General features: G+C 62.7%; 14 protein-coding genes. 8 read left to right on the plus strand and 6 right to left on the minus strand.

What is annotated here, in order from left to right; translation table 11 throughout:
* The first annotated feature begins 201 nt into the window (after positions 1-201).
* A complete protein-coding gene (gene nadB / locus PSEMAI1_RS0114550) occupies positions 202-1,776 on the plus strand; it encodes an L-aspartate oxidase (RefSeq protein ID WP_024303585.1) in 1,575 nt (524 codons plus the stop codon).
* 19 nt (positions 1,777-1,795) lie between these two features.
* On the opposite strand, the gene PSEMAI1_RS0114555 is transcribed toward nadB, so the two are convergent.
* On the minus strand, positions 1,796-4,117 hold the full coding sequence (locus PSEMAI1_RS0114555) for a PAS domain S-box protein (RefSeq protein ID WP_024303586.1): 2,322 nt from the start codon (positions 4,115-4,117) through the stop codon (positions 1,796-1,798).
* Positions 4,118-4,270: 153 nt separating this feature from the next.
* Between PSEMAI1_RS0114555 and PSEMAI1_RS0114560 the strand changes: the two genes are divergently transcribed.
* The 6 genes from PSEMAI1_RS0114560 (at position 4,271) to dnaE (ending at position 13,529) form a co-directional block, all read left to right on the plus strand.
* Positions 4,271-5,272, plus strand: coding sequence for a TRAP transporter substrate-binding protein (locus PSEMAI1_RS0114560; protein WP_024303587.1), 1,002 nt, complete (start codon positions 4,271-4,273; stop codon positions 5,270-5,272).
* Between the two features lie 70 nt (positions 5,273-5,342).
* A complete protein-coding gene (locus PSEMAI1_RS0114565; protein ID WP_024303588.1) occupies positions 5,343-5,957 on the plus strand; it encodes a TRAP transporter small permease in 615 nt (204 codons plus the stop codon).
* The gene (locus tag PSEMAI1_RS0114570) at positions 5,954-7,237 is read left to right on the plus strand and encodes a TRAP transporter large permease (protein WP_024303589.1); all 1,284 of its coding nucleotides are present in this window, start codon (positions 5,954-5,956) and stop codon (positions 7,235-7,237) included. Before PSEMAI1_RS0114565 ends, PSEMAI1_RS0114570 begins: the two co-directional genes overlap by 4 nt.
* Positions 7,238-7,395: 158 nt before the next feature.
* On the plus strand, positions 7,396-9,678 hold the full coding sequence (locus PSEMAI1_RS0114575; protein WP_024303590.1) for an NADP-dependent malic enzyme: 2,283 nt from the start codon (positions 7,396-7,398) through the stop codon (positions 9,676-9,678).
* Positions 9,679-9,752: 74 nt separating this feature from the next.
* Positions 9,753-9,998 (plus strand): PhaM family polyhydroxyalkanoate granule multifunctional regulatory protein, encoded by a 246-nt coding sequence (locus tag PSEMAI1_RS0114580; protein ID WP_024303591.1) that lies wholly within the window; start codon positions 9,753-9,755, stop codon positions 9,996-9,998.
* An 87-nt stretch (positions 9,999-10,085) separates the two neighbouring features.
* On the plus strand, positions 10,086-13,529 hold the full coding sequence (gene dnaE / locus PSEMAI1_RS0114585; RefSeq protein WP_024303592.1) for a DNA polymerase III subunit alpha: 3,444 nt from the start codon (positions 10,086-10,088) through the stop codon (positions 13,527-13,529).
* An 83-nt stretch (positions 13,530-13,612) separates the two neighbouring features.
* On the opposite strand, the gene PSEMAI1_RS0114590 is transcribed toward dnaE, so the two are convergent.
* The 4 genes from PSEMAI1_RS0114590 to PSEMAI1_RS0114605 all read right to left on the minus strand — a co-directional run bounded on the left by PSEMAI1_RS0114590 (position 13,613) and on the right by PSEMAI1_RS0114605 (position 19,927).
* Positions 13,613-14,632 carry an AI-2E family transporter gene (locus PSEMAI1_RS0114590; RefSeq protein ID WP_024303593.1) on the minus strand — a complete coding sequence of 340 codons (1,020 nt, stop codon included), beginning with the start codon at positions 14,630-14,632 and terminating at the stop codon, positions 13,613-13,615.
* Between the two features lie 181 nt (positions 14,633-14,813).
* Positions 14,814-15,284, minus strand: coding sequence for a YbhB/YbcL family Raf kinase inhibitor-like protein (locus tag PSEMAI1_RS0114595; RefSeq protein WP_024303594.1), 471 nt, complete (start codon positions 15,282-15,284; stop codon positions 14,814-14,816).
* A 210-nt stretch (positions 15,285-15,494) separates the two neighbouring features.
* Positions 15,495-19,328 carry a cadherin-like domain-containing protein gene (locus tag PSEMAI1_RS0114600; RefSeq protein ID WP_024303595.1) on the minus strand — a complete coding sequence of 1,278 codons (3,834 nt, stop codon included), beginning with the start codon at positions 19,326-19,328 and terminating at the stop codon, positions 15,495-15,497.
* Positions 19,329-19,705: 377 nt separating this feature from the next.
* On the minus strand, positions 19,706-19,927 hold the full coding sequence (locus PSEMAI1_RS0114605; protein WP_024303596.1) for a sigma factor-like helix-turn-helix DNA-binding protein: 222 nt from the start codon (positions 19,925-19,927) through the stop codon (positions 19,706-19,708).
* Positions 19,928-20,233: 306 nt separating this feature from the next.
* Here PSEMAI1_RS0114605 and PSEMAI1_RS0114610 point away from each other — a divergent pair, with 306 nt between their 5' ends.
* Positions 20,234-20,443, plus strand: coding sequence for a glycine zipper 2TM domain-containing protein (locus tag PSEMAI1_RS0114610; protein ID WP_024303597.1), 210 nt, complete (start codon positions 20,234-20,236; stop codon positions 20,441-20,443).
* Positions 20,444-20,560: 117 nt separating this feature from the next.
* On the opposite strand, the gene PSEMAI1_RS0114615 is transcribed toward PSEMAI1_RS0114610, so the two are convergent.
* The gene (locus PSEMAI1_RS0114615; protein WP_024303598.1) at positions 20,561-21,370 is read right to left on the minus strand and encodes a MetQ/NlpA family ABC transporter substrate-binding protein; all 810 of its coding nucleotides are present in this window, start codon (positions 21,368-21,370) and stop codon (positions 20,561-20,563) included.
* Between the last annotated feature and the right edge of the window lies 1 nt (position 21,371).

Below are 21,371 nucleotides of genomic sequence, written 5' to 3' on the forward strand. Positions count from 1 at the left end.
ACAATCCTCCGCAAAGCCCCGGAGGGGGACACCTGTAGGTGGGACAGGCACGTGCTTGTAATGTGTCTGCTCGTCTGGCACCTAGCTGGAGACGTTCCATCCGGCCATGTCGCGCAAAGCGGCTGCGCGAACGGCATCGATTCTGCTAGGCTTGGTCTTTTGATTGTGCACACACACATACGCGGGGTGGATGACGCTCTTATGTTGAAGTTTGACGTTCTTATCATTGGCAGCGGCTTGGCAGGCATGACCCTCGCCTTGCACCTTGCCGAGCGCCGCAAGGTGGGGCTGATCACCAAGCGGGATCTATTGGAAGGCAGCTCGACCTACGCTCAGGGCGGCATCGCCGCCGTGCTCGATACCGACGATTCGGTGCAGGAACACATCCAGGACACCCTGATCGCCGGTGCCGGGATTTGCAACGAGGAGACGACGCGCTACATCGTCGAGCATTCCAAAGAAGCCATCGATTGGCTGATCGCGCTGGGCGTGCCCTTCACCAAGGATGAGACGCACGAGACGGGCTACCATTTGACCCGCGAGGGTGGGCATAGCCATCGCCGCATCATTCATGCGGCGGACGCGACCGGCGCGGCGGTAACTTCGACGCTGGGTCAGAAGATCAAGGCGCATCCGAACATCACCTTGCTGGAAGAGCACATCGCGATCGACCTGATCACCTCGGCCAAGCTGGGGCTGGAGGACAAGCGGGTCTATGGCGCCTACGCGCTGGACAAGGAGGCCGACGAGGTGGTGACGATTGCGGCCCAGCACACCATCCTGGCTTCCGGCGGCGCCGGCAAGGTCTACCTTTACACCACTAACCCGGATACCGCGACCGGTGACGGCATCGCCATGGGTTGGCGCGCCGGCTGCCGGGTAGGGAACATGGAGTTCATCCAGTTCCACCCGACCTGCCTGTACCACCCGCATAGCAAGTCGTTTCTGATTACAGAGGCGGTGCGCGGTGAGGGCGGCATCCTGCGCTTGCCGGACGGTACGCGCTTCATGCCCAAGCACGATCCACGCGCCGAACTGGCGCCACGTGACGTGGTGGCGCGCGCCATCGACTTCGAGATGAAAAAGCATGGTCTGGATTGCGTGCACCTGGATATTTCCTACAAGCCGGCCAGCTTCATCAAGGAGCACTTCCCGAACATCTACGCGCACTGCCTGGAGTTGGGCATCGACATCACCCAGCAGCCGATCCCGGTGGTGCCGGCTGCACACTACACCTGCGGCGGTCTCATTACCGATCTGAAAGGCCGGACCGACGTGGAGGGGCTGTACGCCGTGGGCGAAGTGGCCTGCACCGGCCTGCACGGCGCCAACCGGCTCGCCAGCAACTCGCTGCTGGAGTGCATGGTGATCGGCAAGGCGGCCGCCGAACACATCCTGGCCGCACAGACGCTCGCGTTGCCGAATATTCCGGACTGGGACGACAGCCGGGTGACCGACCCGGACGAGGAGGTGGTGATCTCGCACAACTGGGATGAACTGCGCCGCGCGATGTGGGACTACGTGGGCATCGTTCGCACCAACAAGCGGCTGGAGCGGGCGCTGAACCGCATCAAGCTGCTGAGCGTGGAGATCAACGAGTACTACAGCCACTTCCATGTCAGCAACGATCTGATCGAATTGCGCAACCTGGTGCAGACGGCCGAGCTGATCGTGCGGTCGGCGCTGTTGCGCAAGGAGAGCCGTGGTCTGCACTACAGCCGCGATTACCCCGACACCTTGGCCGAAGGCCATGAGACCGTGCTGACGCCTGACTGAAGCCCGGTCAGTTCACCTCTCATCTGACGGCGCCGGCAGGCGCCGTTTTTTCTTCCTGCTCCAGAGAGGCCAGCGGGAGGGTGAACCAGAACACGCAACCGCCGCCGGCCGGGCTGTCGACACCGAACTGGCCACGGTGGAATTCGACGATGGAGCGGCAGATGTTGAGACCGATGCCCAGCCCCTCGGGCTTGCTGGAGTAGAACGGCGTGAACAGGTTACTGCGAATGCTGTCCGACAGGCCCGGCCCGTTATCGGCTACCTCGACGCGCCAATAGCCGGACTCGGTGCCATAGCGGACCGTCACCTGCGGGCGGCGGGTGTCGGCGTCGCGCATCGCTTCGACCGCGTTCTTGATCAGGTTGAGCAGGACCTGCTCGATCAGTACCGGGTCCATTTCCAGCCGACAAGCGGCGGCGCCGGATGGTTCGAGCAGCAGGCTGACGCCGTGCTTGACCGCCATCGGTTCGGCCAGCCCGACGGCACGGCCGACCACCTTGGCCGGATCGGCCAGCTCCAGTTGCGGCGCGTGCTTCTTGACGAAGGCGCGGATGCTGTTGACGATCTGACCGGCGCGGCGCGCCTGTTCGGAGATGGCCTGGATCGCTTCGCGCACGCCCTTGGGTAGTTCGAGATCCGCCGGCAGGCGGCGCTGCAGCCCGGACGAATAGGTATTGATGACCGACAGAGGCTGGTTCAGCTCGTGCGCCAGGCTGGAGGCCATCTCGCCCATGGCGATCAGGCGCGAGGTATTCTGGAAGCGCTCTTCCTGTGCCCTGTCCCTCTCTTCGCGCTGACGCAACTCGGTAACATCGGTCAGGATCGCCAGCCACGCCTCCTGCCCGTCGACCCACTCGATCCGCCGGCGGTGGATCTGGAACCAGCGGTTGCCTCCGTCCGAGCTGAACTCCAGGTGCTGGTTCTCCATCCCCTCCCCCTCACCATCCGGCGACCGCGGCAACAGCAGGCAGCAGTCGGCATCGGGCTCGTCCTTCATCCACAGGTGGCTGAAGGTCGGGTTGGCGTACAGCAGCTGGCTTCCTCCTTTGTCGGTGACGCACACCCCTGCATCCAGACCATTGAGTACCGTCAGAAAGCGCTGGTGCGAGGCATTGAGCGCCAGGCGCTTTTTCTTCAGCTCGGTGATGTCGTACATCGAGCAGATCCAGCCGCGCTGGCTGCCGTCACGCTCGACCAGCGGGGTGGCATAGAGCCGGACTTCGAACGGCTCGCCGCTCTTGGTCACGAAGGGGACCTCGAAGCCGTGTTCGGGCTGGATACCCTTCAGCACGGCGGTGATGGTGTCGTGCAGCAAGGAGTATTCCGCCTTGGGCCAGAAGCTGTGCGGAGGAGACTGCCCCACCAGTTCCTCGCTGCTGAAGCCGGACATGGCGCAGAACGCGCGGTTGACGCGCACGATCTCCCCGCTCGCGCTCAACGCCATCAGGCCGCTTTTCATGCTGTCTTCCATCGCCTGGCGCAGGGACATTTCGAGCTCCAGCGCCCGCTCGGCCGCCGAGCGCTCGCGGATATGCCGGCGGATGCGCCACACCGAGTACAGCAGCGCCAGCACCAGGGTCACGACGGCCACCACCAGCACCGGCAGTGCCAGCCCCATGGCGCTGCGGTATTCCACCGCCCGCAGGGTCAGACCATGGCCGGGTGGATCGAAACTGATTTGATGTCCCAGCGTTCCCGGCTTCTCTGCCTCGTCGAAACGGCTGGCCAGCACCTTGCCCCCCAGATCCTGGATACTGATCAGGTATTTCGAGGCGATCCACCACGGCACCTGGTGATACAGCAATCCCTCTATCTGATAGACCAGACGGATGCCGCCGACGTATTCGCCCTCGACGATGATCGGCACCGCCATGTCGAAGCGGTACTTGCCGTCCCTGCCTCGGTAGGGCTCGCCGTACGCGGCACGCATCAGCTTGCTGGCACGCCACAGGGCGTCATGGGCTGCACCACTCAGCACCTCGCCAGGCAAGTTGACGCGGCGGGTATCCCACAGGATGCTGCCGCGCGCATCGACTCGCTCCGCCTCGAGCAGCTCGGGATTTTCCCTCAACAGCAGGCGGGCACTCTGCTGAAACTGGTCGCCGTTGATCCGCAAGGCCGACACATCGTTGGCGGTATTTTCGGCCCACTCCCGATGCGTCTCCAGATGCAGCCGCAGCGACTGATCCAGCCATAGCACTTCCTGGATCAGGCTGTCGCGCTGCCCCTCCTGCCAGTCGCGGTATACCAGGTAGACGATGCCGGACAGGGCGGTGATCAGGGCCAGCAGCGAGCCCACGGTGGTCAGCAGCAAGTAGCGGGGAGAGCGGAGTTTGGGCATGGCAAGGGGCAACGAGAGGGGATAAGGGATTTCCCTAATGCTGAATTCCCCAATGGATCAAGAGTGAGTTGCCTTCTACTTTACACCGTAATGACAACCCGGCAACAAGGGTTGCATTCATAAAGTCAACGCATCTCAATGGAGACACTGTCAATGAAACTGAAAATTGCTGCCCTGATTGTCGGCGCCACTTTCGGCATGACCGGCATGGCCCACGCCGCCGGCGAAATCGTCATCAAATTCAGCCACGTGGTGGCACAAGACACCCCGAAAGGCCAGGCCGCCGAGTACTTCAAGAAGCTGGCCGAAGAGCGCACCAAGGGCAAGGTCAAGGTTCAGGTTTACCCGAACAGCCAGCTGTACAAGGACAAGGAAGAGCTGGAGGCGCTGCAGCTGGGCGCCGTGCAGATGCTGGCCCCAAGCCTGGCCAAGTTCGGCCCGCTGGGCGCCAAGGAATTCGAAGTGTTTGACCTGCCGTACATCTTCGACAACTACGAAGAGCTGCACAAGGTCACCCAGGGTCCGATCGGGCAGCAATTGCTGGCCAAGCTGGAGCCGAAGGGCATCAAGGGCCTGGCCTTCTGGGACAACGGCTTCAAGTCGTTCTCGGCCAACAAGCCGATCAAGACCCCGGCCGACCTCAAGGGCCTGAAGATGCGCATCCAGTCGTCCAAGGTGCTGGAAGAGCAGATGCGTGCACTGGGCGCCCTGCCGCAGGTGATGGCGTTCTCCGAGGTGTACCAGGCGCTACAAACCGGCGTGGTGGACGGCACCGAGAACCCGCCGTCCAATATGTACACCCAGAAGATGCATGAAGTGCAGAAGAACCTGACCATGACCAACCACGGCTACCTGGGCTATGCCGTGATCGTCAACAAGAAGTTCTGGGACGGCCTGCCGGCCGACGTGCGTGGCCAGCTCGAGGGCGCGATGAAGGACGCCACGATCTACGCCAACAAGATCGCCAAGCAGAAGAACGACGAGGACCTGGCCGACATCGCCAAGTCCGGCAAGACCCAGGTCTACAATCCGACTCCCGCCGAGCGCGCCGCCTTCAAGAAGGCTCTGACGCCGGTCCACGCCAAGATGGCCGACCGCATCGGCCCCAACCTGATCAAGGCCATCTACACGCAAACCGGCTTCACCGCCAACTAAGCCGCCACGTGATGGAGCGTCTCCCGGGATAGACCAGGGAGGCGCTCTTTTTACAGGGAGACACAATATTATGCTGAAAGTCCTCGATCATCTCGAGGAGTGGCTGATCGCTACGTTGATGGGGGCGGCCACCCTCATCACCTTCGCGTCCGTGGTGCACCGCTACGGTTCCGGCGTCGATGCCCTCCAACCCATCCTGGCCAACATCCACATGTCCTGGGCGCAGGAGCTGACCATCTACCTGTTCGTCTGGATGGCCAAGTTCGGTGCCGCCTACGGCGTGCGCACCGGCATCCACGTTGGCGTCGACGTGCTGATCAACAAGCTCAACGACAAGAACCGTGCCGTATTCATCGTGTTCGGCCTGCTGGCCGGCGCGCTGTTCACCGGCATCATCGGTACGCTGGGCGCGACCTTCGTCTGGGAAATCGGTCACACCGAGCAGACCTCGGTCGACCTGGAACTGCCGATGTGGCTGGTCTACCTGGCGGTGCCGTGCGGCTCTTACCTGATGAGCTTCCGCTTCCTGCAGGTGACCTGGTCGTTCATCAAGACCGGCGACCTGCCCAAGCACGACCATGCCCACGTGGAAGGCATGGACGATGAGACGGCACAAGCCGACTGGGATGTGGTGGAGGAAAACCTGCACCCGCACGGACTGAAGCACGGGGGTGAAAAACAATGAGCACACTGATTATTTTCGGGCTCTTGATCGTGCTGATGCTGACCGGCATGCCGATCTCGATTTCGCTGGGTCTGACGGTACTGACCTTCCTGTTCACCATGACCGACGTACCGATCGAATCGGTGGCGCTGAAGCTGTTCACCGGTATCGAGAAGTTCGAGATCATGGCGATCCCGTTCTTCATCCTGGCCGGCAACTTCCTCACCCACGGCGGCGTGGCGCGGCGCATGATCAACTTCGCCACCAGCATGGTCGGCCACTGGTACGGCGGCCTGGGTCTGGCCGGCGTGCTGGCCTGCGCCCTGTTTGCCGCCGTGTCCGGCTCCAGCCCCGCCACCGTGGTCGCCATCGGTTCGATCCTGTTGCCGGCGATGGTGAAACAAGGCTTCCCGGATCGTTTCGGCGCCGGCGTCATCACCACTTCCGGCGCACTGGGCATCCTGATTCCGCCATCGATCGTGATGGTGATGTATTCGGTGGCCACCAATACCTCAGTGGGCCAGTTGTTCATGGCCGGGGTGATTCCGGGCCTGATGCTGGCGGGCTTTCTGGGCCTGACCACCTGGTACCGCGCCCGCAAGTTCGGCTACCCGCGCCTGCAGAAGGCCAGCTTCGGCCAGCGCATGAAGGCACTGCGTGAAAGCATCTGGGGCCTGCTGCTGATCGTGGTGGTGATCGGCGGCATCTACACCGGCATCTTCACCCCGACCGAAGCCGCCGCCATGTCCGCGGTGTACGCCTTCATCGTGGCCGTGTTCGTCTACAAGGACATGAGCCTGAAGCAGGTGCCGAAGGTGCTGCTCGACTCGGCCAGCATGTCGGCGATGCTGCTCTACATCATCACCAACGCCGTGCTGTTCTCCTTCCTGATGACCTCGGAAGGCATTCCGCAGGCGATGGCCGGCTGGCTGATCGATATGGGCCTGGGCCCGATCGCCTTCCTGCTGGTGGTGAACGTGCTGCTACTGTTGGCCGGCAACGTGATGGAACCGTCGTCGATCGTGCTGATCCTGGCGCCGATCCTGTTCCCGGTGGCGACCGCGCTCGGCATCGACCCGGTGCACTTCGGTATCCTGATCGTGGTCAACATGGAAGTGGGCATGTGCCACCCGCCGGTGGGCCTGAACCTGTACGTGGCCTCGGGCATCACCAAGATGGGCATCACCGAGCTGACCGTGGCGGTGTGGCCGTGGCTGTTGACGATGCTGGCCTTCCTCGGCCTGGTGACCTACGTGCCGGCCATCTCGCTGTGGCTACCCAAGGCCCTCGGCATGATGTAATGTATTTTGTCTGACAACGCGATGGAGACCCCTCCATCGCGTATTTGCATGACGCCACTACATCCCGTTTACAGGGTTAGCCCTAGTGCCTTTATAATGTCGGACCACACGACACGACACACACCCTCTCGATACCTAAGAAAATCAGGAGCTCCCAGATGGATGAGCAATTGCGTCAAAACGCACTCGATTTCCACCAGTTCCCGCAGCCGGGCAAGATCCAGGTCTCCCCGACCAAGCCGCTGGCCACCCAGCGCGACTTGGCCCTGGCCTATTCGCCGGGCGTGGCCGCTCCGTGTGACGCCATCGTCGAAGACCCGCTGAACGCCTACAAGTACACCGCGCGCGGCAACCTCGTCGCCGTGATCACCAACGGTACCGCCGTACTGGGTCTGGGTAACATCGGTCCCTTGGCAGGCAAGCCGGTGATGGAGGGCAAGGGGGTGCTATTCAAGAAGTTTGCCGGCATCGACGTGTTCGATATCGAACTGAACGAAAACGACCCGGACAAGCTGGTCGACATCATCTGCTCGATGGAGCCCACCTTCGGCGGCATCAACCTGGAAGACATCAAGGCGCCGGAGTGCTTCTACATTGAGAAGAAGTGCCGCGAGCGCATGGGTATCCCGGTGTTCCACGACGACCAGCACGGTACCGCCATCGTGGCCGCCGCCGCGGTGCTGAACTCGCTGCGCCTGATCAACAAGGAAATCGGCAGCGTGCGCGTGGTGGCCTCCGGTGCCGGCGCCGCCGCCATCGCCTGCCTGGAACTGCTGGTGGCGCTGGGTGTGAAGCGCGAGAACATCACCGTGTGCGACTCGAAGGGTGTGATCTTCGAAGGCCGTGACGACAAGATGGACGAATCGAAGAAGCGCTTCGCCATCAAGGACAACGGCCAGCGCAAACTGGCCGACGCCATGGTCGGCGCCGACATCTTCATGGGCCTGTCCGGTCCCAAGCTGGTGACCCAGGACATGGTGAAGTCGATGGCGGCTCACCCGGTGATCCTGGCCATGGCCAACCCGGAACCGGAAATCCTGCCGCCACTGGTGAAGGAAGTCCGCCCGGACGCCATCATCGGCACCGGCCGCTCCGACTACCCGAACCAGGTCAACAACGTCCTGTGCTTCCCGTTCATCTTCCGTGGCGCGCTGGACGTGGGCGCCACCACCATCAACGAAGAGATGAAGCTGGCCTGCGTGCGCGCCATCGCCGACCTGGCCATGGCCGAGCAGAGCGACGTGGTGGCCTCGGCCTACGGTGACCAGGAGCTGTCGTTCGGCCCGGAATACGTGATTCCGAAACCGTTCGATCCGCGTCTGATCGTCAAGATTGCTCCGGCCGTGGCCAAGGCGGCCATGGAGTCCGGCGTGGCTACCCGCCCGATCGCCGACTTCGACGCCTACGCCGAGCAACTGGCACAGTTCGTCTACAAGACCAACCTGTTCATGAAGCCGGTGTTCTCCCAGGCCAAGAAGGACAAGAAGCGCGTGGTGCTGGCCGAGGGCGAGGATCAGCGCGTGCTGCACGCCACCCAGGAGATCGTGTCGCAGGGTCTGGCCTTCCCGATCCTGATCGGCCGCCCCTCCGTGATCGAGAAGCGTATCGAGAAGCTGGGCCTGAAACTGGTGCCGGGCAAGGACTTCGAGCTGGTCAACAACGAATCCGACCCGCGCTTCAACGAGTACTGGAACGAGTACTACCAGCTGATGAAGCGCAAGGGCGTGTCGCAGGAACAGGCGCGTCGCCGCGTGATCGGCAACACCACGCTGATCGGAGCGCTGATGGTGCGCCGCGGCGAGGCCGACGCCCTGATCTGCGGTACCTACGGTGCCTACCGCCAGCACTTCGAGATCGTCGAGAACGTGCTGGGCTACGCCAACGCCAAGAAGGTGGCCGGCGCCATGAACGCGCTGATGCTGCCGACCGGCAACATCTTCATCACCGACACCTACGTCAACCCGAACCCGAGCGCCGAGCAGCTGGCCGAGATCACCACGATGGCCGCCGAGTCGGTCAAGCGCTTCGGTATCGCGCCGAAGGTGGCGCTGCTGTCGAACTCCAGCTTCGGCACCAGCAACATCGAATCGGCCGGCAAGATGCGCGAGGCGCTGTCGCTGATCCAGGCCGCGCATCCGGATCTGGAAGTGGACGGCGAAATGCAGGGTGACTCGGCGCTGGTGGAAGCCATCCGTCAACAGGCCCTGCCGGACAGCACGCTCAAGGGTGCGGCCAACCTGCTGGTGATGCCGAACGTGGAAGCCGCCAACATCTCCTACAACCTGCTGCGCGTTTCGGCGTCGGATGGCGTGACCATTGGCCCGATCCTGATGGGCATGTCGAAGCCTGTCCACATCCTGACCCAGATCTCGTCGGTGCGCCGCATCGTCAACATGGTGGCCCTGGCCGCCGTGGATGCGCAGGCCGCCAGCAAGAACTAATCCGGTTCAACTGGCTTATACTGAACGGGCGACCTGGTGTCGCCCGTTTTTGTTTTCGTCATACAGGAGCCCCCATGAGCGCCGATTTCAATCCTGCCGACCCCTTCGCCATGTTCCGCCAGTTCTGGCAGAGCGCCACCCCCTCTTCCGCCCAGCCTTTCATGCCGCCGCTGACCGAGGAGGAGATCGACCGCAAGATGGCCGAGTTGCGCGTGGTGGAAGGCTGGCTGACGATGAATCTGGGCATGCTGTCGATGCAGATCAAGGCGCTGGAGATGCAGAAGGCCGGCCTGGCCGCGATGAAACCGAAGGATCACTGAACGGCGGCGCGGGGCTGACGGTCCCGCCGCCAAACCGGGCGGCCTCCCGGCATGGTGCCGCGCGCCGGCAACCGTTAAAATGCCGGGATGACTCCTCCCAGTTTTGTCCACCTGCGACTCCACTCCGAATTCTCCATCCACGACGGCATCGTGCGTCTGGACGACGCCGTCAAGCGCGCCAAGAAGGCGGGCATGCCGGCAATCGGCATGTCCGACCTGATGAACTTGTTCGGCATGGTCAAGTTCTACAAGGCCTGCCGCGGCAATGGCATCAAACCCATCGTCTCGGTCGACGTGCTGATCAGCAATGAAGACGACCGCGACAAGCCCTGGCGCCTGCTGCTCACCGCCAAGAACCGCGCCGGCTACCTGCGCCTGTGCGACCTGCTGACGCAGGCGATGCTGCACAACCAGTACCGCGGCCGTGCCGAGCTGAAACGCGAGTGGCTGGAAAACGGCGACAACAGCCAGCTGATCTGCCTGTCCGGCGCCCACCTGGGCGACATCGGCCTGGCGCTCGCCAACGGCCAGCGCGACGTGGCGGAACGGCGTGCACGCTACTGGGCCGGGCTGTTCCCGGACAACTTCTACCTGGAAGTACAGCGGCTCGACAACCCGCAGATCGAAAGCGTGGTGCAGCAGACCTTGTGGCTGGCCGGCGAGACCGGGCTGCCGGTGGTGGCGACGCATCCCATCCAGTTCATGGAAGCCGACGACTTCAAGGCGCACGAAGCGCGGGTATGCATCGCCGAAGGCTACACGCTGGGCGACAAGCGCCGGCCCAAGAACTTTGCCGAGTGCCAGTACTTCCTGTCGGCCGAGGAGATGGCGGAGCGCTTCCACGACATCCCGGAAGCGCTGGAGAACTCGGTGGAGATCGCGCGCCGCTGCAATATCACGGTGCAACTGGGCAAGAACTACCTGCCGGACTTTCCCACCCCGGAAGGCATGACGCTGGACGACTACCTGGTCCATCTCTCCAAGGAGGGCCTGGAGAAGCGGCTGGAGAAGCTCTACCCCGACCCGGAGGTGCGTGCCGCCGAACGCCCGCGCTACGACGAGCGTCTGAAGATCGAGTGTAACACCATCATCCAGATGGGCTTCCCCGGCTACTTCCTGATCGTGGCCGACTTCATCGTCTGGGCCAAGAACAACGGCTGCCCGGTGGGGCCGGGGCGAGGCTCCGGCGCCGGCTCGCTGGTGGCCTTCTCACTCGGCATCACCGACATCGACCCGCTGGCCTACGCCCTGCTGTTCGAGCGCTTCCTGAACCCGGAGCGGGTGTCGATGCCGGACTTCGACGTCGACTTCTGCCAGGACAACCGCTACCGCGTGATCGAGTACGTGCGCCAGAAGTACGGCGCCGAGGCAGTGAGCCAGATCGCCACCTTCGGCACCATGGCCGCCAAGGCCGTGGTGCGCGACGTCGGCCGCGTGCTCGACCTGCCCTACATGTTCTGCGACGGGGTGTCCAAGCTGATTCCGGCGGCGCCGGGCAAGCAGTACTCGCTCGACGACGCGGTCGAGATGGAGCCGGTGCTGAAGGAGCGGCTGGAGAACGAGGAAGAATTGCGTGAGCTGTGGGAGCTCGCCAAAAAACTGGAAGGCCTGACGCGTGGCATCGGTATGCACGCCGGTGGCGTGCTGATCGCTCCTGGCAAGATCACCGACTTCTGCCCGGTCTACCAGGCCGCCGGCGACGACGCCGTACCGGTCTCGATGCTGGACAAGGACGATGTCGAACAGATCGGGCTGGTGAAGTTCGACTTTCTGGGCCTGCGCAACCTGACGATTATCGATCTGGCGGTCAAGTACATCAAAGACCTGGACCCGAGCTTCGACACCGACCTCAACCTGCTCGAGTTCACCGACCCCGCCGCCTACCAGATCCTGCAGAAAGCCAACACCACGGCCGTGTTCCAGCTGGAATCGGACGGCATGAAGCGGCTGCTGGAAAAGCTCAAGCCCGACCGTTTCGAAGACATCATCGCCGTGCTGGCGCTGTACCGCCCGGGTCCGCTCGGTTCCGGTATGGTGGACGACTTCATCCTGCGCAAGGCCGGCAAGCAGGAGGTGGACTACTTCCACCCCGACCTGCAGGCCTGCCTCGACCCGACCTACGGCGTGATCGTGTATCAGGAACAGGTGATGCAGATCTCGCAGATCATCGGCGGCTACACGCTGGGCGGCGCCGACATGCTGCGCCGCGCGATGGGCAAGAAAAAGCCGGAAGAAATGGCCGCCCACCGCGAGAAGATCGCCGAGGGAGCCAAGGCCAAGGGCTACGACCCGGCGCTGGCCGAGCAACTGTTCGACCTGATGGCGAAATTCGCCGAATACGGCTTCAACAAGTCGCACACCGCCGCCTACGCCGTAGTGTCGTACCAGACCGCGTGGCTGAAGGCGCACCACTGCGCCGCCTTCATGGCCGCCACCATGTCGTCGGAACTGGACAACACCGACCAGCTCAAGGTGTTCTACGACGACTCGCTGGCCAACAAGCTCAAGTTCCTGCCGCCGGACGTCAACGAAAGCTTCTACCGCTTCGTGCCAGTGGACCGCCAGCACATCCGCTACGCCCTCGGCGCGATCAAGGGCACCGGCGAGGCGGCAGTCGAGCACATCATCGCGGTGCGCAACGAGTCGGGGCCGTTCACCGATCTGTTCGATTTTTGTCGGAGGACCGACAAACGCACCGTCAACAAGCGCACCATCGAGTCGCTGATCCGCGCCGGCGCCTTCGACGCGATCGAGCCCAACCGCGCCAAGCTGTTCGCCAACGTCGGCCTGGCCATGGAAGCGGCCGAACAGGAAGCCGCCAACGCCAACCAGGGCGGGCTGTTCGACATGTTCGACGCCGACAGCGCACCGACGGTGGAGATGGTCGAGGCCAAGCCGTGGCCGCCGGCGGTGCAGCTGGCCGAAGAAAAGCTCGCCATCGGCTACTACCTGTCTGGCCACCCGTTCTCGGCCTACGAGAAGGAAGTGCGCGGCTTCATCAAGACGCCGCTCTCCCGCCTCACCCCGCGCAAGGAGCCGCAGCTGATCGCCGGCTTCGTCACCGGCCTGCGCACCAAGGTTGGCAACCGCGGCAAGATGGCCTTCATCCAGCTCGACGACGGCAGCGCCAAGCGCGAGGTCAGCGTGTTCTCGGAAAGCTTCGACGCCAACCGCACCAAACTGCGCGAGGACACGGTGCTGGTGATCGAAGGCAAGGTCAGCGAGGACAGTTTCAACGGTGGCCTGAGGATCATCGCCGACAAGATCTACGAGCTGGGCGAGGCGCGCAGCCGCTACGCCCGCAGCCTGGCGCTGCAGATCAACGGCAACGCCGACGTGGCGAAGCTGCGCACCACCCTGAGCCCGTTCCGCAGCGAGGACGCCGGCTGCCCGGTGCGCCTCAGCTACAGCAACGGCCAGGCCAAGGGCGATCTGCTGCTGCCGCCGGAATGGGGGGTGCGTCTGGACGACGGCCTGCTCTTGGCGCTGCAGGACTGGCTGGGGGACAAGGCCGTCAAGGTGCTATGGTAAGCGGCCGAGGGCCCACTTCGGCCAGACCTTGAACACAAACCGGACCGGGCTATCTCGACAGCCCGGTTTTTGTTTGCAGCCCCTCAGATCAGCGCGGCGGCCTTCAGTTCCGCCTTGAGATAGGCATAATAGATCGGCGCCGCGATCACGCCGGGCAGGCCGAATATGGCCTCCAGCACGATCATCGCCAGCAGGATTTCCCAGGAGCGCGCCTGGATGCGGGAGCCAACGATCCTGGCGTTGAGGAAATACTCCAGCTTGTGGATGGTCACCAGGAAGACCAGCGCTGCCACCGCCAGCCCGAGCGACTGCGACATCGCCACCACCGTGATCATGGTATTGGAGATCAGGTTGCCGATCACCGGCAACAAGCCGGCGATGAAGGTGATGGCGACCAGCGTCTTGGTCAGCGGCAACGGCGCACCGGCCAAGGGCAGCACCACCGCCAGGAACAGCCAGGTCAGGAAGGCGTTGAGTGCGGCGATGCGCACCTGGGCGAACACCACCTTGCGAAACGACTCGGCAAGGCAACCGGTGCGCCGCAGCAGCGCCAGCGTCAGCGGCCCGCTGCCGGCGCGACGCAGCGACTCGGACAGCGACACGATGGCCCCGATCACCATACCCAGCAGCACCAGCACCACGCCGCGCCCGGCCGCCCCGCCGACCAGCCGCAGTTCCTCCAGGTGCTGGGTCAGCCAACGGCTCACCATGCCTCTCAACTCCTCGCCGCTGCTCGGCAGATGCTCGGCCAGCCAGGCGGGCAGATGCTGTCGCAGCAGCGCCGCGATCTCCCCGGACTTCTGCAGGATGGCGGGCACCGCCCCGGTTTCGCCGTGGAAGATCGACATCACCCCGGCCGAGAATCCGACCAGCAACAGGATGGTCAGGATCGACAGCAACACCACGGCCACCGCACGGGCACGCCGCCCAGCCACCCGGTTGAGGTGGGTCTGCGAGGCGGCCAGCGCCACCATCTCGTGCACCAGCAGCCCGGCGATCAAGGCCGCCAGCAAGTGGAATTGCAGCACCACGACCAACGCGGCGCCGGCCAGCAGATAGCTGGCCAGCTCGATGGGGGCGGTTCGGTTCAAGCTAGTGGGCATGCCGTCCTCTGCAGTCACTGCCCGCCGGGGATGGCAGGCGGAAATGACCGCAGTATGTGGGCGGAATGGTGGAAACACAATGGGGACTAGATCGGCTTACGGGACAGGTCAGCCGTCGCCGGACGCACGCCGCCATGGGCAGGCAGGCGGAGCCACGGTAAACACGCGAACCGGGCCCCCCTCACGGCCGACGGTACACCCCGATCAGCTGCGCCTCCCCCAGCACATGGCTGTGCATCGCCTGCTCCAGCCGCTGCTTGCTCGGATGACCGAGGTCCGGCAGCACGGTATCCAGCGCGTACAGCTTGAAGAAATAGCGGTGCTGGCCGATAGGCGGACACGGCCCGCCCCAACCGGTGCGCTGCCAGTCGTTCAGCCCCTCGCCGGTGTGCGGCGGCAGGTGCCGCGACGCTCCTTCGGCCAACTCGTGGCTATCCGCCGGCAGGTTGTACAGCACCCAATGCACCCAGGTCATCTTCGGTGCCGCCGGGTCCGGCGCATCCGGATCGTCCACGATCAGCGCGAACGAGCGGGTACCGGCCGGCTCACCCTGCCACGCCAGCGGCGGCGACACATCCGCCCCGTCGCAGGTATAGCGCGCCGGCACGCTCGCCCCCGGCGCGAACGCCGGCGAGTGCAACTGCAGTCCCATCGCTTCCACCTCCATCGCCATGCCGGCCAGAGCGGCCAGCCACTACAAGCGGCCGTGTCTCGCTCCTGATGATGCAAGATGCGGTCTTGCTTGTGTTGTAGCACGCCCGATTCCCACGAGGCTATGCAGGATAACGCTCTCTAACATTTCTTTGCCGCTGTTGGCCAGACATAGGTAAAAGTCATGATCAGCCAACTTCGGCAATCTCCACTAAATAGGATGAACATTACCATCCGTTTTCAACTGATCGACCGTCACCGATGTCACCCCTTGCAGGATTGCAATATCCTGAAAACCGTAACTTCCACCTGTGCCATCGCGATCGACACTGACAACGGTATTGCCCCCACTTTCCCTGACATGCAGGAAATTGTTCAAATCGCTGGTACCCGCACTGTAGCCTACCAGCAGGTCAGCAATGTCCAGCACATCGCCGCCAATTCCGACAGTGAAATCGGTGATGGTGTCCACAGCCGCTGCATCCTTGGCGAGGAGTACGAAGGTGTCGCTCCCCCCTCCACCAGTCATGTTGTCTGCTCCGGAGCCACCAACTAAGGTATCGTTTCCGGTCCCCCCTGAGAGTAGATCATTGCCATCCCCTCCTCTCAGGATATCGTTACTGCTAGAGCCTGTAAGCGTGTCATTAAAGGCCGAGCCGATTACTCCTTCCATATTCTTGTAGCTATCGGTGCCAAGGCCTGAAGCACTGAATGATGTTGATGAGCTACTTTGGGTAAGGGTAAAAGTAAGGCCACTGGTCGCATCCGAAAAATCGATCAGATCAATGCCGGCACCACCATCAATTGTGTCGCTTCCGCCGCCACCACGCAGGATGTCATTGCCGCTACTGCCGGTGATCGTGTCGTCGAAGCGGGTACCGATAACGCCTTCCATGTTTACATAACTATCGTTGTTGCCGAGGCCACCGGTGCCATTGGCCATAACGGTCAGCACGTTGCTCTGAACAAGAGTAAAGGGAGTAGCCACCGTCCCAATAGCTACCGTCCCATCTGAGAAATCCAACAGATCCTCCGTTCCAGCGCCCCCATCCATGACATCATTGTTGCCGAGGCCACCTCGCAACACATCGTTCCCCTCGCCACCTTGAAGGTTGTCGTTGCTGTCACCGCCAATCAAAAGATCCGCGCCGGCACTGCCGGTAAGAGTATCGGCACCGACCCCGCCGACCAGCACAGATTGCGATGCGCCATCCGTGAGCACATCTGCACCAGCCTTGCCGTCTAGGAATGCCCCCTGATAGCTCCCGACCCCAGTGAGATCAATAGTTTGTGCGCCGGGGCCATTAGTATCCAATACATTCAGCGTGATTAATCCCGTCGCCGTACCACCTACACCATCGCTAAGTGTATAGCTCAGTGTGACGGTACTCGGGCTGGCTACCGTTCCACCAACTGATCCAGTGGTAAACGTAAAGGTGCCGTCGGGATTGACCACAACTGAACTGCCAAGAGTCCCGCTCACAACGCTGATACTGCTAACGCTAAGTGACAAGCCGTCAACATCCCCATCGTTCGCCAACAGCATGCTGATTGGCAGCGTAACCGTCGTGCTGTTTGACACATACAGAACGTCGTTTTTTGCCGCCGGACTATCGTTCACCGCCGTCACGTCGAGCGTCAGCGTGTTGGCACTTTGATCGAGATCGACCCCGCCGTTGACGGTGCCGCCGTCGTCCTGCACCTGGAAGGTGAAGCTGGCGTAGCCGCTGCCGTTGGCGTCGGCTGCCGGCGTGAACACCAAGTGCCCGGCGGCGATGTCCGCCGCGCTGACGAATTGCCCGGCCGTCACCGCGACACCGTTATTGGTCAGGCTGCCCGCTCCCGGTAGCGTGCTGATCTTCACCGCCAGCAGGCTGTTGCCGTCCGCCGCATCGCTGAAGCCGAAGTCGCTCGCGCTGAAGGTGTGGCTGCCGTCTTCCAGCAGGGTGACGGTGTTGTCCGTGCCGGTCGGCGCGTCGTTGACCGCCGCCAGGGTGAAGCTCTGGCTGGCCGCCACGCTCAGGCTGCCGTCGGTCACGTCGTAGCTCAGGCTGACCGCCCCGTTGTAGTTGGCGTCCGGGGTGATCGTGTAGGTGCCGTCCAGGTTGTCCGTCACGCTGCCGTGATCGGCCGTCAGGTTGGCCACCGTCAGCGTGTCGCCGTCGACGTCGCTGAACCCCGCCAGCAGGCTGGCGGCGGAGACGATGTAGGCGGTGTCTTCGGTGCCGCCCGCCAGCACCGCCGTGGCGGTGCCGGTCGGCGCGTCGTTGACCGCCGCCAGGGTGAAGCTCTGGCTGGCCGGCACGCTCACGCTGCCGTCGGTCACGTCGTAGCTCAGGCTCACCGTCCCGTTGTAGTTGCCGTCCGGGGTGATCGTGTAGGTGCCGTCCAGGTTGTCCGTCACGCTGCCGTGATCGGCCGACAGATTCGCCACCGTCAGCGTGTCGCCGTCGACGTCGCTGAACCCCGCCAGCAGGCTGGCGGCGGAGACGATGTAGGCGACGTCTTCGGTTCCGTCCACCAGCGTCGCCGCCGAGCCGGTCAGGATCGGCGCGTCGTTGACCGCCGTCAGCGTGAAGCTCTGGCTGGCCGCCACGCTCAGGCTGCCGTCGGTCACGTCGTAGCTCAGGCTCACCGTCCCGTTGTAGTTGCCGTCCGGGGTGATCGTGTAGGTGCCATCCAGGTTGTCCGTCACGCTGCCGTGATCGGCCGTCAGGTTGGCCACCATCAGCGTGTCGCCGTCGACGTCGCTGAACCCCGCCAGCAGGCTGGAGGCGGAGACGATGTAGGCAGTGTCTTCGGTGCCGCCCGCCAGCACTGCCGTGGCGCTGCCGGTCGGCACGTCGTTGGTGCCGGTGATTGTAATCTCCGCCGTCTCGGAAACCCAGGCACCATGCTCATCGACCACCTTGTAGTTGAGGGTGATGAGCTCCACCTGGCCCTCAGCCAAATGCTGGAATGCCGCATTGCCTGGATCCACCGTCAGGGTGGAACCGGACAAAGACACACCGTCAGGCAGCGAGTTAAGCCCTTCCACATGCAATGCCGCCCCATGATCGATATCCAAAGCATCGGCCAGCAGGTTGATTGAGAAGCTGTTGCCATCCTCGACGCCCTGGCCGCTGACGTGCCCGGACACCGTGGGTGCATCGTTGGTGCCAGAGAGGGTAATGGTGACGTCCTGGGTCACCTGCTTGCCACTACTGTCGGTAATGACAATGGTAAAGGTTTCGGTGGCACTTTCTCCTGCTGCCATCGACTGGACTGTCCCGGCAACACCGTCGGTGCCGTCCGCGAGAGAATAACTCCAAGTGACTTTACCTGCCCCATCTCCCAGGGCAGAGTCGGTCAACGTCGCGGTGAGCGCGCCGCCGAGACTGTTGCCAGAATGAGATTGCACACTCACGCTGTGGGTCTGGCTCAAGTCGACATCAAAGAAACTGATGTTGCCGGAGGTCGACAGCATCGGATTACTGGCGTCCTCGATAACACTACCGCTCGAGTCGGCGTTGCTGATGACTGGTCGGTGAAAGTCGATGGCGGCGCCATCCACCCAGACATCCAGGTTCTCCATCATCGACACGGTCAGCTTGGTGCCATTGCCGAAATCGAAGGTGAAATCACTGGCGGTGCCATTAGACACTTCACCAGTCGTGGAATTAGTCTTGACGCTGGCAAGGTGCTGTACATAACGGGCGACTTCATTCTGCACCGTCGTGCTGAGCCACTCTGTACTGCTCAGATTAAGCCGCACCGTATCAATGCCCGACCCTCCCGTGTAGAGGTCAGTAGAGCCCCCATTTTCTGACAGCGTGTAGATCAGCGTGTCGCTCCCCGATCCACCATTGAGCCGGTCATCACCACTGCCACCGTCAAGGGTGTCACTCCCCGCACCACCATTCAGGATGTCGTCTCCATCACCTCCATAGACCTTATCATCGCCATTGCCACTATTCACAACGTCATCGCCGGCCCCAGCACAAATTGTATCGTCCTTGTTCGTTCCAACGATGGTTTCACTGCTGTCGGTCCCGCTAATGGCCATGATGATTTCTCCCCATGAATTGAACCTGCCGTCAGGCCATGGCGCTGCTCCAATGGCCCTGAAGTCGCTAACCATTTCGAATAATAGTTTTAAAAAGAATTTGGTCTATTGCCCTTCGGTACACCCTCTTTTTTCCGGCAAAAGAGATGGTGATGGACTAAACTTCTTCCCCCTCATCCGTCATATCCGATGTCCTGCTTCTCCCGCCAGAAGCCATCCGCCCCGGAATGCCGGGGAGCTGCACGCGGATGCCGGCAACGGTTTGCAGGCCTGCCAAAAGCCCAAACAAAAAGCTGGCCGAAGCCCCCTTTCGAGGGCTTCGACCAGCCTTTGTTACGATCAGCCGGCCTAGCCGCCGGCTTGTTTCAGCCCGCTAGCTAGCGGGTTTCCAGCGGCAGGTGGCTCGCCATCGCGTTGATTTCCTTGATGGCGCGGCGGAAGCGCGCGTGAGCGCGTGAGACGGTCGATTCGCTGATATCGAGCTGCTTCGCGGCGGCGTAGCCGGTCATGCCGTCGATCTCCATCAGCCAGACGGCTTCGCGCGATTGCTTCTTCAGGCCGATCAGGTCGGCGACGTGGTTGAACTGTTCGAGTTTCATGTGTCTGTCCTCCTGCGTTATCGCAAAGCCCCTTGGGTATGACCACCCACAGGCACATTGAGAAACCATTCTTACCCTGCCTACCTTCAGCATAGTTGCTTGCAAAAAAAATGCAGGTAAAAAATGCATGCCGGCGATGGCGCTTGAGGCCGTGGCAAGAGGCCGCTCCGCTCCCATCGGCCGGCACGGCCCCTTGCCCACCCGGCCGCTCGGCGGAACTCATGCGGGAATGACGGGGTCTATACCACTGTCACAGACTCTGCTGACCGGGCATGTCCCGTCCGGCAGCGTTACGCGAGGTTTCTGATGTACAAAACCCTGACTCGTTCGACCATCATCCTGCTGGTCGTGGCCACCCTGAGCGGCTGCGCCGGCATGACCCAGCGCCAGAAGAACACCGCTGTCGGTGCGGCGGTCGGCGGCGTGGCCGGTTCGGTGCTGACCGGCGGCGATACGCTCGGCACGCTGGGTGGCGCGGCCATCGGCGGCTTCATCGGCCACGAGGGCGGCAAGTAAGCATTTCAGCGGTGAACGCCCCGCCCAGGCATGCCCGGACGGGGCGGTTCACGCTGGATGGACGTAAAAAAAGGAGGGCCGAAGCCCTCCCGAATGCCTTGAAGTAATAAAAACCGCTTACTTCCAGTTCGCCGGCAGCTTGTAGCCGACGTACTTCTGCTTGGCCCAGGCCTTGAACTCGTTGGAGTTGTAGGCGGCCACCACATCCTTGGCCCAGGCCTTCTTCGCATCGGCCGCACGCACGACGCCCCAGTTCACGTAGGCGTAGCTCTTTTCCTGGTAGACGGCCTCGGTCAGCTTGATGCCGGAGCTGGTGGCGTAGTTGCCGTTGATCACGGCGAAGTCCACGTCGTTGCGCGAGCGCGGCAGCTGGGCGGCTTCCAGCGGCACGATCTTGATGTTCTTCACGTTCTGGGCGATGTCATGCTCGGACGCTGTCAGCGGGTCGATACCCGGCTTCAGCTTGATCCAGCCCAGGTCGTTCAGCATCACCAGCGCGCGGGCGAAGTTGCTCGGGTCGTTCGGGGCGGCCAGCGAGGAACCGGGCTTGACGTCCTTCAGCGACTTCAGCTTGCCCGGGTAGATGCCCAGCGGCGCGGTCGGTACCTGGAACACCGGTGCCAGCGTCAGCTTGTGCTCCTTGGCGAAGTTGTCGAGGTAGGGCTTGTGCTGGAACACGTTGACGTCCAGCGAGCCTTCCTGCAGCGCCAGGTTCGGGCGCACGTAGTCGGTGAACTCCACCAGCTTGACGCTGTAGCCCTGCTTTTCCAGGATCGGCTTGATCGACTGTTTGACCATGTCGCCGAAATCGCCGACGGTGGTGCCGATGACGATTTCCTTCTTGGACGGGTCGGCGGCCAGGGCGGAACCGGCCACGGCCAGGCCCAGCACGGAGGCGGCCAGCGCCTTGATGACGAATCTACGCATG

It is taken from the genome of Pseudogulbenkiania sp. MAI-1, assembly GCF_000527175.1.
In the GTDB taxonomy this organism is placed as follows: Bacteria; Pseudomonadota; Gammaproteobacteria; order Burkholderiales; family Chromobacteriaceae; genus Pseudogulbenkiania.